The organism is Neobacillus sp. PS3-40, assembly GCF_030915485.1.
Taxonomy (GTDB): Bacteria; Bacillota; Bacilli; order Bacillales; family Cytobacillaceae; genus JAUZPL01.
Genome location: NZ_CP133266.1, coordinates 2,483,292 through 2,497,379, shown reverse-complemented (window position 1 = coordinate 2,497,379; position 14,088 = coordinate 2,483,292). Strand labels below are relative to the sequence as shown.

The 14,088-nt window shown below is 41.4% G+C and carries 9 protein-coding genes, 8 tRNA genes and 3 rRNA genes; 2 read left to right on the top strand and 18 right to left on the bottom strand.

Going from position 1 to position 14,088, the window contains the following annotated elements; translation table 11 throughout:
• Positions 1–30: 30 nt before the first annotated feature.
• From RCG20_RS12250 to RCG20_RS12170, 17 genes are all read right to left on the bottom strand, one after another.
• Positions 31–1,260, bottom strand: coding sequence for a CdaR family protein (locus tag RCG20_RS12250; protein ID WP_308180428.1), 1,230 nt, complete (start codon positions 1,258–1,260; stop codon positions 31–33).
• On the bottom strand, positions 1,253–2,080 hold the full coding sequence (gene cdaA / locus RCG20_RS12245) for a diadenylate cyclase CdaA (RefSeq protein ID WP_308180427.1): 828 nt from the start codon (positions 2,078–2,080) through the stop codon (positions 1,253–1,255). Before cdaA ends, RCG20_RS12250 begins: the two co-directional genes overlap by 8 nt.
• A gap of 261 nt (positions 2,081–2,341) precedes the next feature.
• On the bottom strand, positions 2,342–2,968 hold the full coding sequence (locus tag RCG20_RS12240) for an anti-sigma factor (protein WP_308180426.1): 627 nt from the start codon (positions 2,966–2,968) through the stop codon (positions 2,342–2,344).
• A 202-nt stretch (positions 2,969–3,170) separates the two neighbouring features.
• Positions 3,171–3,734, bottom strand: a complete 564-nt coding sequence (gene sigW / locus RCG20_RS12235) for an RNA polymerase sigma factor SigW (RefSeq protein WP_308180425.1) — start codon at positions 3,732–3,734, stop codon at positions 3,171–3,173.
• 348 nt (positions 3,735–4,082) lie between these two features.
• Entirely contained in the window at positions 4,083–4,979 is an 897-nt protein-coding gene (gene rocF / locus RCG20_RS12230) for an arginase (RefSeq protein WP_308180424.1), read from the bottom strand.
• Positions 4,980–5,187: 208 nt separating this feature from the next.
• A tRNA-Lys gene (locus RCG20_RS12225) sits at positions 5,188–5,260 on the bottom strand.
• A 1-nt stretch (position 5,261) separates the two neighbouring features.
• Positions 5,262–5,336 (bottom strand) — tRNA-Gln (locus tag RCG20_RS12220).
• A gap of 59 nt (positions 5,337–5,395) precedes the next feature.
• Positions 5,396–5,480 (bottom strand) — tRNA-Tyr (locus RCG20_RS12215).
• Between the two features lie 19 nt (positions 5,481–5,499).
• Positions 5,500–5,575, bottom strand: a tRNA-Thr gene (locus RCG20_RS12210).
• A 16-nt stretch (positions 5,576–5,591) separates the two neighbouring features.
• A tRNA-Val gene (locus RCG20_RS12205) sits at positions 5,592–5,667 on the bottom strand.
• A gap of 4 nt (positions 5,668–5,671) precedes the next feature.
• Positions 5,672–5,746, bottom strand: a tRNA-Glu gene (locus RCG20_RS12200).
• Positions 5,747–5,763: 17 nt separating this feature from the next.
• Positions 5,764–5,836, bottom strand: a tRNA-Thr gene (locus RCG20_RS12195).
• Between the two features lie 47 nt (positions 5,837–5,883).
• Positions 5,884–5,958 (bottom strand) — tRNA-Asn (locus RCG20_RS12190).
• An 18-nt stretch (positions 5,959–5,976) separates the two neighbouring features.
• Positions 5,977–6,092, bottom strand: a 5S ribosomal RNA gene (rrf, locus tag RCG20_RS12185).
• Between the two features lie 120 nt (positions 6,093–6,212).
• Positions 6,213–9,146: ribosomal RNA gene (locus RCG20_RS12180) — 23S ribosomal RNA — on the bottom strand.
• Positions 9,147–9,430: 284 nt separating this feature from the next.
• A 16S ribosomal RNA gene (locus RCG20_RS12175) occupies positions 9,431–10,979 on the bottom strand.
• The 16S, 23S and 5S rRNA genes sit together here with 8 tRNA genes alongside, the layout of an rRNA operon.
• A gap of 284 nt (positions 10,980–11,263) precedes the next feature.
• Positions 11,264–11,485: a hypothetical protein gene (locus tag RCG20_RS12170; RefSeq protein WP_308180423.1), complete on the bottom strand. Its 222-nt coding sequence runs from the start codon at positions 11,483–11,485 to the stop codon at positions 11,264–11,266.
• A gap of 133 nt (positions 11,486–11,618) precedes the next feature.
• On the opposite strand from RCG20_RS12170, the gene pdaB reads away from it, so the two are divergent.
• A complete protein-coding gene (gene pdaB / locus RCG20_RS12165; protein WP_308180422.1) occupies positions 11,619–12,371 on the top strand; it encodes a polysaccharide deacetylase family sporulation protein PdaB in 753 nt (250 codons plus the stop codon).
• A 24-nt stretch (positions 12,372–12,395) separates the two neighbouring features.
• On the opposite strand, the gene RCG20_RS12160 is transcribed toward pdaB, so the two are convergent.
• Entirely contained in the window at positions 12,396–13,073 is a 678-nt protein-coding gene (locus RCG20_RS12160; protein ID WP_308180421.1) for a KinB-signaling pathway activation protein, read from the bottom strand.
• 149 nt (positions 13,074–13,222) lie between these two features.
• Here RCG20_RS12160 and gerD point away from each other — a divergent pair, with 149 nt between their 5' ends.
• The gene (gene gerD / locus RCG20_RS12155) at positions 13,223–13,852 is read left to right on the top strand and encodes a spore germination lipoprotein GerD (RefSeq protein ID WP_308180420.1); all 630 of its coding nucleotides are present in this window, start codon (positions 13,223–13,225) and stop codon (positions 13,850–13,852) included.
• Positions 13,853–14,088 lie beyond the last annotated feature (236 nt).

Here is a 14,088-nt window from a genome sequence, read left to right as displayed (position 1 = left end):
TCGCTCCTTCATCAAGTATATTGCTGGATTTTATACGTTATTTTTTATAATCGTAATTTTTGCCGTCGACTTATTAGAATTCCAATTTATATCAGGAGGACCTTCAATCTGAATTTTTACATCATGGTCGCCTTCAGTTAAATTCGATAAATCAATATAAGCCTTAAAATCCTCTGAACTTACCCTATTTACCGTATCACTTGGTCCAGAGACAGATAGGTTTACAATCTGATTTGCCGGGTCAATAAATACTAATTTATATTGGTCAGAGAGTCCCCTTGTATTTAAAGGGATACTTGAGATCGTTTTTTGACCTGTTTTTTTGACTTTAACAGTGGCGTTTACCGTTTGTGGTGAAACCTTTGTGATCCCATCCGAGATAATAATTGGTAACGTAAGTGTTGTATCATCACGTATTTTACTTACATCCACTTCAACCCTTACATGGTCAGTCACCTTTATAGCATCTTCTTTTCCGATTATAGTTGCTTCCGTTGAATCCAAACTAATAGAGTCTATAATCACACCCGAAGGAGGCGTTCCTTTTTGAATAACGTTAATAGGCACTATTGTACTTGTATTCTTAATTGGAACTGTTACTTTTACCGTTTCTGGTTCCACAATGACATCCAATTTATTCAGTTCCCTATCAAGAACCCTTATATGCGCTTCTTTCGATATGGTATCGGTTATTGGCTGTTTTAGATCCAATGTTGCTTTAACATAAGTAATTCGGTCAATAACATCTTTGGCTCCTGTTATTCTTACTTTATTCGGTTCAACGATTGGTTGTTCAGCAGCAAAGCCATCTTGAATTAGCCTATTGTTATATTCCGCATCAACTTTAAATTCTTTTGTTATTTTTTCCTGAATAGATACATGTGCATATGCAGGATCTAGTGTTACATTCAATTTATCAGATAAATTTCTAACATGTAACTTTACTGTTTGATTACCAACCTTCGCATTCGTTAAGTCAACATATACCTCAAAGTTCTTTAGAACCTTTGCAGGTTGAACATGTGTTACCGGACCTTTAATCGTGACTTCAACAGTATCTGGAATACCAGATACAACTAGGTTTTCAGTATCATAATAAACCTTCACAGGAATATTTGTAATTGTTGCTGTAGTTTGACCTCCTGGAACATTAATATCTGATAGTTTATTGCCGGAGTTCGGCACAGATGAATACAATAGGAAGGCTAATGCTAAAGCAATAATTTTTATAAACCAAGGATTATCCATTAGTTTATCCATTTTTCTTCCCCCTCCAGTTCCAGGGCGCTGAAGAAGCCTGTTTTACCTTGTTTTTTATTAACAGTTCATTCGAGAGTAACTCTTTAAAAGAATCCATATTTAAATCGCGGTGCAACTCTCCATTTTTTGTTAATGAAATACCACCTGTCTCCTCAGATACCACGACAGTAATACTATCTGTTACTTCACTGATTCCAAGGGCTGCTCGGTGTCTGGTCCCGAGTTCTTTGGATATAAAGGGGCTTTCTGATAAAGGTAGATAACAAGCTGCCGCAGAAACATTATTTTTCTGTATAATAACTGCCCCGTCATGAAGTGGTGTATTTGGAATAAAAATATTGATCAGTAATTCAGAAGAAATTTTGGCATTCATAGAAATGCCCGTTTCTATGTAATCACTCATTCCAGTTTCTCTTTCAATTGACATCAAGGCACCAATTCTTCGTTTTGCCATATACTCTGTTGCTTTTAAAATGGCATCAACAGCTTTCTCTTGTTCCTCATCCTCTGGCCCATTGCTTCTTGAAAAGAATTTACCCCTTCCCAATTGCTCGAGCGCTCTTCGTAACTCGGGCTGAAAGATAATAATAATCGCAAGAAATCCATATGTTATGGCATTTTGCATCATCCAGCTTAATGTTTTTAAGCCGAGGAATTCGCTGACAACTCTCACAAGAAGAATGACAAAGATTCCTTTTAATAATTGAACGGCCTTTGTTCCTCTTATCACCATCATCAATTTATAAATGACATACCAAACAAGGAGAATATCAACAATAGTAGCTAAATACTTCAAGAATCCCACATCTGCAAACGGCATTGATCTTCCTCCGTAAGTTTACTTAAAAGCTTTTAAATACGAACATGTCAATTAAATAAAACTGACATACTACGGCGGTATGAGCATAGCTAATTTTCACCCAATAAGGTTACTTTTCACTAGAAATTGAATTTATTGATTCTTTTTTTCCTTGCTCCGCCATTTCTAAATAGCTTTATAATTATATCATAAATATACCTTTTCCTAATTATGAATACCTTTTTATCAAAAAAAATCACCACTTTTGGGTGATTTATTGTGTTAATTAGTTTTGTTTCCATTAAAAACATGGATTACATCCTTGCTCGTTTTCTTAAGATAATACCAAATCCAGTCCAATACTTGATTTACTTCTTTGATGTCCCCCGTAACATGGCCTGCAGACGCCATATATTCCTTCCCATTAATCACCGTCACATTACCCTTTACTTCTCCCTCAATTCTAAGCTTCCCATTTTGGACTACGACATCTCCATTCACAACTTCCCCTTTAGGGACAATTACAGTATGGTTTTTAACAATCAAATTTTGTTGATCTGAAACTGAAAATTCCTGATCCTGATTCCAGTTCGACAAAAGACTAGTCATCATCAATACAAAAAATAAGGAAGCGGCCGCCGCAAAAGGATGGTTTTGCAACCAACGCCCAGCTCTCGCCCTTTTCTTTTCCTTTGGAAGCTTCGCCATAATATTTTCTGTGAAATGATCAGGTGCTTGCATATTTGAGGAACTTCGAACAAAAGCAATCGTTTTATTCAGTTCATTAAATATACTTTCACACTCCTTACAGCTACGAAGGTGCTCTCTTAGGGACCTTTCCATTTCCGGTTCAATTTCTTCATCTAAAAATGCATGCATTAATTCTATGATTTCTTCGGGGCATTTCAATATATTCACCTCTTATCATACAAACGTTCATAGTGTACTACTACACCATCAATCATAAAGAAAAATTTTTTATCAATTAGCTAAATTAAAGAATTTAGACTGTTTGAGTGGAGCACTTATACCTAAATCAAGGTGAATGATGTTAGCTTCGCCAAGTTAAATAGGATAGTCAGTTATTTTGACGATGCTCTATCTCTTTTCCTCATACATAACGTAGTTGTTGCCTTAAGGCTTCTCGCCCCCGATGAATTCTAGTTTTCACCGTTCCAAGAGGCAAATCAAGAATCTTGCTAATTTCATTTAAAGATAACTCTTCAATATATTTTAAAACAATTACGGACCGATACTTTTCAGGTAATTTCACTATTTCTTTTTGAATTGTCTCTTGTAACTCCAAACTTTCCAATTCTTTATCAGGAAGTGGATCACTTGAAGCAATCTGTGAATACATTGTAAGACCATTCGTTCCAGGAACTTCTTCGTCAAGATAGTAATCAGGTTTCTTTTTACGGATTCGATCAATACATAAATTTGTGGCAATCCGAAAAATCCACGTTGAAAATTTGTAATCTTGATTATAGGTATTTATATTAACAAAGGCACGGATAAACGCTTCCTGTGAAATATCTTCTGCTTCTTGGCGATTGCCAAGCATCCTGTAGCACAGTTGATATACTTTATTTTTATAAATCTCAACAATTTCTCCAAATGCATTTTGGTCGCCTTTTTTAACCTGTTTAATTCTTTTTTTTATAATATTCTCCATCTTTTACCTCCGCCCGAAATGCGGCTATACGATAATACGAATCGCAAGCAAAAAAGTTTCAATTACATAAAGAAAATTCGCCGATTGGCGAGCCCCATAAGGGCGGTGATTAGACGTAGTTGCCTTATGCGCTAGCAGAATTTATGGATATAAATTCTGTTTAGCTAAAAAACTTTTCAATACCTTTAATATTAACAAAAATTTACCAAAACTGTCACAAATAAAAATAAATAGATCAAATAAGAATTTCACTTGCCAAAAATATGTGACTGTTACCATTTAATTTACATTAAATTATAACTTAAAAAAACAAGCAGCCCCTTTGGATGAAAGAAGCTGCTTGTTTTTTTATAAAAGTTTTTCCCCGAATAATGAGCCCATAAGCTCCACAGCAACAGTAGCTGTTTTATTTTTTTCATCTAAAATTGGATTTACTTCGACAAACTCCGCAGATGTTATAATTCCAGATTCCTCTAGCATTTCCATTGCAAGATGGCTTTCACGATAACTGATTCCGCCTATAACAGGGGTCCCTACACCTGGTGCATCATTTGGATCTAATCCATCTAAGTCCAAGGATAAATGGACACCGTCTGTTCTTTCTTTTAGGTAGGAAATAGTCTCTTCCATTACCGCTGCCATACCTAAACGATCAATTTCATGCATCGTATAAACTTTAATCCCTATTTCTTTTATCAGTTCTTTCTCCCCATCATCAAGGGCTCTTGCTCCTATAATAACCACATTCTCCGGCTTTACCTTAGGAGCATATCCTGCAATTTCAGTTAAAGAAGGATGACCTAAGCCAATACTAACAGCAAGTGGCATTCCATGAATATTACCCGATGGAGATGTTTCAGCTGTATTAAGATCACCATGAGCATCATACCAAATAACACCTAGGTTTTTATAATGTTTTGAAACACCGGCTAATGTACCAATGGCAATACTATGATCACCACCAAGGACAAGCGGGAACGAACCCGATTGAACAACCTCATCCACTTTTGCAGCTAACTTTGTACTTTTTTCTGAAACCAAGTCTAAGTTACGAAGATTTGATTCTTTATCAATCACTACTTCGGGTCTTCCAATTGGAATATCCCCTAAATCATGTATTTCATCAAAAAGGGGCTTTAGCCTTTCATTTATTCCAGCATAGCGGATTGCACTTGGTCCCATGTCCACTCCGCGCCTCATTTGACCTAAGTCCATCGGCATTCCAATAATCGAAAGCTTTCTCATTCACAATTCCTCCTAGGCTTTACTACCTCTATTTTAACCGCTTTCAATGAAATGACTCAACTCGACAAATTTATGTATATATATGCGAAAATTTAAAAACTTCAATGTTTTAAAAATAGTAAAATTCATATGACTCAAACTTCCCAAACTATTTATTTATACGCAAAAACTCTTGGGTTTCCCCAAGAGTTTATTTATTGTAATATTATGAGCCATGAAGGACTCGAACCTTCGACCCTCTGATTAAAAGTCAGATGCTCTACCAACTGAGCTAATGGCTCTTGGCTGGGCTAGCTGGATTTGAACCAACGCATGTCGCAGTCAAAGTGCGATGCCTTACCGCTTGGCTATAGCCCAATAATGAAAATGTTCCTCAGTACATTATGTAGTATATCCATTTTAAAAAATATTATAAATGGTGGAGGGGGACGGATTCGAACCGCCGAACCCGGAGGGAGCGGATTTACAGTCCGCCGCGTTTAGCCACTTCGCTACCCCTCCATATTTATTTTTTTAAAAATGGTGCCGGCCAGAGGACTTGAACCCCCAACCTACTGATTACAAGTCAGTTGCTCTACCAATTGAGCTAGGCCGGCATTACAATAATATAAATGGTGGAGGATGACGGGATCGAACCGCCGACCCTCTGCTTGTAAGGCAGATGCTCTCCCAGCTGAGCTAATCCTCCATAATGGTGACCCCTACGGGACTCGAACCCGTGTTACCTCCGTGAAAGGGAGGTGTCTTAACCACTTGACCAAGGGGCCATATAATTTAATTAGTAAGCTCCCAAGCGGGCTCGAACCGCTGACCTCTTCCTTACCATGGAAGTGCTCTACCTGCTGAGCTATGGAAGCATATCCGCTTGCATTCCCAACAATGGGCTTGTTAAAATTCAAAAAAATGGCTCCGCAGGTAGGACTCGAACCTACGACCGATCGGTTAACAGCCGATAGCTCTACCACTGAGCTACTGCGGAATAATGCAAAAATTATTAGCCTGGCAACGTCCTACTCTCACAGGGACAAAGTCCCAACTACCATCGGCGCAAAGAAGCTTAACTTCCGTGTTCGGTATGGGAACGGGTGTGACCTTCTTGCCATAATTACCAGACTATTTTCATCAGACATATTTTATTATAATGCCTTTTGAAACTTTTGCAAGAGAAAATTTTCATTCCCTCAAAACTAGATAATCTTAGAAGAAGAAGTAAAACACGAGATCGCTTTAAAAATGGTTAAGTCCTCGATCGATTAGTATCAGTCAGCTCCACATGTTGCCACGCTTCCACCTCTGACCTATCAACCTGATCATCTTTCAGGGATCTTACTAGCTTGACGCTATGGGAAATCTCATCTTGAGGGGGGCTTCATGCTTAGATGCTTTCAGCACTTATCCCGTCCGCACATAGCTACCCAGCGATGCCTTTGGCAAGACAACTGGTACACCAGCGGTGCGTCCATCCCGGTCCTCTCGTACTAAGGACAGCTCCTCTCAAATTTCCTGCGCCCACGACGGATAGGGACCGAACTGTCTCACGACGTTCTGAACCCAGCTCGCGTACCGCTTTAATGGGCGAACAGCCCAACCCTTGGGACCGACTACAGCCCCAGGATGCGATGAGCCGACATCGAGGTGCCAAACCTCCCCGTCGATGTGGACTCTTGGGGAGATAAGCCTGTTATCCCCGGGTAGCTTTTATCCGTTGAGCGATGGCCCTTCCATGCGGAACCACCGGATCACTAAGCCCGACTTTCGTCCCTGCTCGACTTGTAGGTCTCGCAGTCAAGCTCCCTTGTGCCTTTACACTCTACGAATGATTTCCAACCATTCTGAGGGAACCTTTGGGCGCCTCCGTTACTCTTTAGGAGGCGACCGCCCCAGTCAAACTGCCCACCTGACACTGTCTCCCACCCAGATATGTGGGTGTGGGTTAGAATTTCAATACAGCCAGGGTAGTATCCCACCGACGCCTCCACCGAAGCTAGCGCTCCGGCTTCTCAGGCTCCTACCTATCCTGTACAAGCTGTACCAAAATTCAATATCAGGCTACAGTAAAGCTCCACGGGGTCTTTCCGTCCTGTCGCGGGTAACCTGCATCTTCACAGGTACTATAATTTCACCGAGTCTCTCGTTGAGACAGTGCCCAGATCGTTACGCCTTTCGTGCGGGTCGGAACTTACCCGACAAGGAATTTCGCTACCTTAGGACCGTTATAGTTACGGCCGCCGTTTACTGGGGCTTCAATTCAGAGCTTCGCTTGCGCTAACCCCTCCTTTTAACCTTCCAGCACCGGGCAGGCGTCAGCCCCTATACTTCGCCTTGCGGCTTCGCAGAGACCTGTGTTTTTGCTAAACAGTCGCCTGGGCCTATTCACTGCGGCTCTTCGAGGCTATTCACCCAAAGAGCACCCCTTCTCCCGAAGTTACGGGGTCATTTTGCCGAGTTCCTTAACGAGAGTTCTCTCGCTCACCTTAGGATTCTCTCCTCGCCTACCTGTGTCGGTTTGCGGTACGGGCACCATTTATCTCGCTAGAGGCTTTTCTTGGCAGTGTGGAATCAGGAACTTCGGTACTAAATTTCCCTCGCTATCACAGCTCAGCCTTCACGTCAGCGGGATTTGCCTCACTGACAGCCTAACTGCTTAGACGCGCATATCCAACAGCGCGCTTACCCTATCCTTCTGCGTCCCCCCATTGCTCAAACGATAAAGAGGTGGTACAGGAATATCAACCTGTTATCCATCGCCTACGCCTTTCGGCCTCGGCTTAGGTCCCGACTAACCCTGAGCGGACGAGCCTTCCTCAGGAAACCTTGGGCATTCGGTGGATGAGATTCTCACTCATCTTTCGCTACTCATACCGGCATTCTCACTTCTAAGCGCTCCACTAGTCCTTACGATCTAGCTTCAACGCCCTTAGAACGCTCTCCTACCACTGACATCTAAGATGTCAATCCACAGCTTCGGTGATACGTTTAGCCCCGGTACATTTTCGGCGCAGAGTCACTCGACCAGTGAGCTATTACGCACTCTTTAAATGGTGGCTGCTTCTGAGCCAACATCCTGGTTGTCTAAGCAACTCCACATCCTTTTCCACTTAACGTATACTTTGGGACCTTAGCTGGTGGTCTGGGCTGTTTCCCTCTTGACTACGGATCTTATCACTCGCAGTCTGACTCCCACGGATAAGTCTTTGGCATTCGGAGTTTGTCTGAATTCGGTAACCCGATGAGGGCCCCTAGTCCAAACAGTGCTCTACCTCCAAGACTCTTACTACGTGAGGCTAGCCCTAAAGCTATTTCGGAGAGAACCAGCTATCTCCAAGTTCGATTGGAATTTCTCCGCTACCCACACCTCATCCCCGCACTTTTCAACGTGCGTGGGTTCGGGCCTCCATCCAGTGTTACCTGGACTTCACCCTGGACATGGGTAGATCACCTGGTTTCGGGTCTACGACCACATACTCATTCGCCCTATTCAGACTCGCTTTCGCTGCGGCTCCGTCTTTTCAACTTAACCTTGCATGTAATCGTAACTCGCCGGTTCATTCTACAAAAGGCACGCCATTACCCATTAATGGGCTTTGACTACTTGTAGGCACACGGTTTCAGGAACTATTTCACTCCCCTTCCGGGGTGCTTTTCACCTTTCCCTCACGGTACTGGTTCACTATCGGTCACTAGGGAGTATTTAGCCTTGGGAGATGGTCCTCCCTGCTTCCGACCGGATTTCACGTGTCCGGCCGTACTCAGGATCCACTCAGGAGGGAACGAAGTTTCAACTACAGGGCTTTTACCTTCTACGGCTGACCTTTCCAGGTCGCTTCATTTACCCCGTTCCTTTGTAACTCCATATTGAGTGTCCTACAACCCCAAGAGGCAAGCCTCTTGGTTTGGGCTATTTCCCGTTTCGCTCGCCGCTACTCAGGGAATCGCGTTTGCTTTCTCTTCCTCCGGGTACTTAGATGTTTCAGTTCCCCGGGTCTACCTTCAATACCCTATGTATTCAGGTAAAGATACTGCTCCATTACGAACAGTGGGTTCCCCCATTCGGAAATCTCCGGATCAAAGCTTACTTACAGCTCCCCGAAGCATATCGGTGTTAGTCCCGTCCTTCATCGGCTCCTAGTGCCAAGGCATTCACCGTGCGCCCTTTCTAACTTAACCTATAGACAAATGATCAGTAATGAATTTCTTCATCAGCTGGTTTGTCTTACTACTCTTATAAATAAGAGAGAAAACTAAAATGGCGATTACTCGGTTCTTACTTTGACTTCTTCTTACGATTATCTAGTTTTCAAGGAACAATACTTCATCTTGCCTTGCGATAATGACTACTCGCAGAGACAAAAAAATAAAGCTTCGAGGAATTACTCCCTCAAAACTAAACAAACAAGAAACGTCAGAGCAAACGTTTTATATCTGACCCAAAGTCAGAATATATTCCTTAGAAAGGAGGTGATCCAGCCGCACCTTCCGATACGGCTACCTTGTTACGACTTCACCCCAATCATCTGTCCCACCTTAGGCGGCTGGCTCCTTACGGTTACCCCACCGACTTCGGGTGTTACAAACTCTCGTGGTGTGACGGGCGGTGTGTACAAGGCCCGGGAACGTATTCACCGCGGCATGCTGATCCGCGATTACTAGCGATTCCAGCTTCATGTAGGCGAGTTGCAGCCTACAATCCGAACTGAGAATGGTTTTATGGGATTCGCTTAACCTCGCGGTTTTGCAGCCCTTTGTACCATCCATTGTAGCACGTGTGTAGCCCAGGTCATAAGGGGCATGATGATTTGACGTCATCCCCACCTTCCTCCGGTTTGTCACCGGCAGTCACCTTAGAGTGCCCAACTGAATGCTGGCAACTAAGATCAAGGGTTGCGCTCGTTGCGGGACTTAACCCAACATCTCACGACACGAGCTGACGACAACCATGCACCACCTGTCACTCTGTCCCCCGAAGGGGAAAGCCCTATCTCTAGGGTTGTCAGAGGATGTCAAGACCTGGTAAGGTTCTTCGCGTTGCTTCGAATTAAACCACATGCTCCACCGCTTGTGCGGGCCCCCGTCAATTCCTTTGAGTTTCAGCCTTGCGGCCGTACTCCCCAGGCGGAGTGCTTAATGCGTTAGCTGCAGCACTAAAGGGCGGAAACCCTCTAACACTTAGCACTCATCGTTTACGGCGTGGACTACCAGGGTATCTAATCCTGTTTGCTCCCCACGCTTTCGCGCCTCAGCGTCAGTTACAGACCAGAAAGTCGCCTTCGCCACTGGTGTTCCTCCACATCTCTACGCATTTCACCGCTACACGTGGAATTCCACTTTCCTCTTCTGTACTCAAGTCCCCAGTTTCCAATGACCCTCCACGGTTGAGCCGTGGGCTTTCACATCAGACTTAAAGGACCGCCTGCGCGCGCTTTACGCCCAATAATTCCGGACAACGCTTGCCACCTACGTATTACCGCGGCTGCTGGCACGTAGTTAGCCGTGGCTTTCTGGTTAGGTACCGTCAAGGTACCGGCAGTTACTCCGATACTTGTTCTTCCCTAACAACAGAACTTTACGACCCGAAGGCCTTCATCGTTCACGCGGCGTTGCTCCGTCAGACTTTCGTCCATTGCGGAAGATTCCCTACTGCTGCCTCCCGTAGGAGTCTGGGCCGTGTCTCAGTCCCAGTGTGGCCGATCACCCTCTCAGGTCGGCTACGCATCGTCGCCTTGGTGAGCCGTTACCTCACCAACTAGCTAATGCGCCGCGGGCCCATCTGTAAGTGACAGCCGAAACCGTCTTTCAGCTTTCCCTCATGTGAGGAAAAGGATTATCCGGTATTAGCTCCGGTTTCCCGAAGTTATCCCAGTCTTACAGGCAGGTTGCCCACGTGTTACTCACCCGTCCGCCGCTAATTTTTAGGAGCAAGCTCCTAAAAATTCGCTCGACTTGCATGTATTAGGCACGCCGCCAGCGTTCGTCCTGAGCCAGGATCAAACTCTCCATAAAAGAAAGTATGAGTTTAGCTCATAGTTTACGTTGGCTAGTGTTGCTAAAAGCAAACACTATATTTTTGTTTGTTTGTTGACGTTTTTGTTTGTTTAGTTTTCAAGGAGCTATTTACTCTATCGCTCAGAAGCGACTTTATTAATATACCATCTACAGCAATTGATGTCAACAACTTTTTTCAAAATAATAATTGTTGTTTCTCAATCACCAGCAGCGACGTTTATTAATATACCAAGGTTTAAAATAAAAGTCAATTCTTTTTTACTAAAATACTTTTCTACTTATTATCCATCCTTTTTCTTCTTTCTCATATATTTTAAGCAATCACATGGTGGGGCAACTCGGATAAATAAATCAAATAAAACTTTGTATCTCTCTTCCATTGCTTTCTTTGTGATATGGTCTATTCTTTCATCCGTAAAATCAAATAAAATTTCATCCATTTCTCTCTTGATTAAGTATTCAACTTCCTTTGCCTCTTTTTCATTAATTAAAATACCTATCATCATAACACTCCTTGATACAGCGTTATTAGTATTCATTTCCAATTATCCGTTTTTTATGATTAAAATCTTTTATCATATCGAGAAAATACATGCATATGTATGTGATATGGACAGTATTGGACGAGGTGATAAAATGAATATCTTTATGGTGGTAAATGGAAAATTTATAAAACAAATTTCGTTAATTTTGGTTATGGCTTTTTTTGCAGCTTGGTTTCTTTATATCGGAAATATTTCACAGCTGCCTGTCTTTTCAACAAAAGATGGGCCCAAGGCAGTCTACAGAGGAGAAAAGGATATTGCACTTACTTTTAATATTGGCTGGGGAGATGAAAAAGCAGAACCCATCCTGGATGTCTTAAAAAAAGAAAATGTTCAATCTGCTACCTTTTTTTTAGCAGGCTCATGGGCTGAACGTCATCCGGATCTTGTCAATCGTATTGTAAAGGATGGTTATGAAATTGGAATTCTCGGCTATACCTATGTGGATTACACCGACATAGAAGATACCAAAATTAAGAAAGATATTTCAATGGCCCAGGAATCATTTCATAAATTGAATGTAAAGAATATAAAACTTTTACGTGCACCAACTGGACATTTTGATGAACGAACTTTAAATATCGCTGAGCGATACGGGTACACAGTCGTCCATTGGAGCGTGGATTCAAAAGATTGGACAAATCCAGGAGTAAAAGACATTGTAGAAAATACCCTGCATTCAAAAAAGGGTGATATCATTCTTCTACACGCATCAGACTCTGCGAAACAAACAGCAAAAGCATTACCTCAAATCATAGGGAGTTTACGGGATCATGGTTTTAAGCTTGTAACAGTATCTGAAATGATTGCAAATGGAAATGTTCAATCGACAGAAATTAAATAAACATAAAAACCGTCCAACAAATTTTCAATTGGACGGTTTTTTTTGCAATTTATTTTTTACTTCCCTTTTATTATTGCTTCCAATCAGCCTTTTCCGTACCACTTCAGATTGAGCATTTAGCTTATGTAGTATTAATAATTGATATGCATTGCATGTTATTAATGAAAACATCATAAGATAAAGCCAACTTTTTTCATTTACTCTTAATACAGGAACCCACTCTAAAATTGTTACCACTATCATAAAGAAAAGTGCTGGAATGAACGCATCTTTATTAGTCTGCTTCGTTTTTAACCATGCAACAGCTAAACCCGCTACCAATAGTACCGCTGCAATGGCGATATAAGGAATAAGGTCTTCTCCCCTTTTGGAAAATGTTTCAAACCTTAAGTACACCAAGTCAAAAAGCCCAAATAAAATCAAAACTACCTGAACTGCATTCCAAAGGAAAACTGATTTGAAAATCCCCAAACCAAACCGATGGATTGTTAAGTAAGCAAAAAAGCCCATTTGACTAATTAAACTAAAAAGAAAACCCATAGCTATTAACCATATCGTTGTAGATAAAATATCAATTAGTTTAAATTCGGTAAAATATGGCAAGAACTCATTCCAGCGAACGATAAAACCAACAATAGCCGTTGTGAGTCCGCCCACCATTAAAGTTGTTAAAAAAAGTTTTACCCAAATACGGCTAGTCACACTCTTATCCTCCAAAAAGCAAATTAATTTTCCTCTTGATTGTAACAATCCAAGTTTGAAAAATCCAGATTTTAAATACTTAACGAATAATATTTGCGATTTATCTTCATTCTAAAATTAAGGACTTATTTGTGAAAGGAGCTTTTTTTATGAAGGCAAAAAGCATGTTGCTCCTCCTACTCGTCATGGTGTTCCTAAACAGTTGTTCCTCCAGTGACACAGTCGGAAGTGGACAAGTGGATTACGAACAAACAAAAAAAATGGTGGTCGATATTCTTAAAACAGATGATGGGAAGAAAGCAATTCAGGATGTCATGTCTGATGATAAAATGAAGCAAAAATTAGTGATGGATCAAAAAGTTGTGTCTGACACGATTCAACAAACACTTACTACTGATAAAGCTTCTGAATTTTGGAAGAAAACATTTAGTGACCCTAAGTTCGCAGAAGGTGTTGCTAAAAATATGAAATCAGAAAATGAAAAATTGCTTAAACAATTGATGAATGATCCTGAATATAGAGACATGATGATTCAGGTATTTAAAGAACCAGAAATTAAAAAGGAAATGGCTGATTCATTAAAAAGTAAGGAATACCGTGATAATTTACAAAAAGTAATAACCGAAACAATTGAAAGTCCATTGTTTAAAGTAAAAATGCAGGAAATTTTAATTAAAGCCGCTAGTGAATTGAACAAAGGCAAATCAAGTGAAAATCAACCCACAAGCGGGCAAAGTAAAACAGGTGGACAATCTGGTGGGCAAAGCAGTGGTGCATAAATTCCCACCAAGAACCACTAGAAAGTCTTTTACAGCAAGGCACTAGTGCTTCCTAACTAACAAAGTTACAATTTACATTTTCGGAATGCTTATGCTTTATTTCATTTCACACAGATAATCCATAAAATTTAATACAATATATCAATGTAATAAAGAGGCTGGGACAAAACCCACCTCTGAGATGAAAAAGCCGGTGGAATTTTACGATAAGTAAAATTTCACCGGCTTTGATTATT

Coding starts and splice junctions, on each gene's coding strand:
- rocF (WP_308180424.1), bottom strand. CDS start 4,979: ATGAGAAAGCTTTCGATTATTGGAATGCCGATGGACTTAGGTCAAATG.
- RCG20_RS12170 (WP_308180423.1), bottom strand. CDS start 11,485: ATGATAGGTATTTTAATTAATGAAAAAGAGGCAAAGGAAGTTGAATAC.
- gerD (WP_308180420.1), top strand. CDS start 13,223: ATGAAGGCAAAAAGCATGTTGCTCCTCCTACTCGTCATGGTGTTCCTA.
- cdaA (WP_308180427.1), bottom strand. CDS start 2,080: ATGCCGTTTGCAGATGTGGGATTCTTGAAGTATTTAGCTACTATTGTT.
- pdaB (WP_308180422.1), top strand. CDS start 11,619: ATGAATATCTTTATGGTGGTAAATGGAAAATTTATAAAACAAATTTCG.
- RCG20_RS12250 (WP_308180428.1), bottom strand. CDS start 1,260: ATGGATAAACTAATGGATAATCCTTGGTTTATAAAAATTATTGCTTTA.
- sigW (WP_308180425.1), bottom strand. CDS start 3,734: ATGGAGAATATTATAAAAAAAAGAATTAAACAGGTTAAAAAAGGCGAC.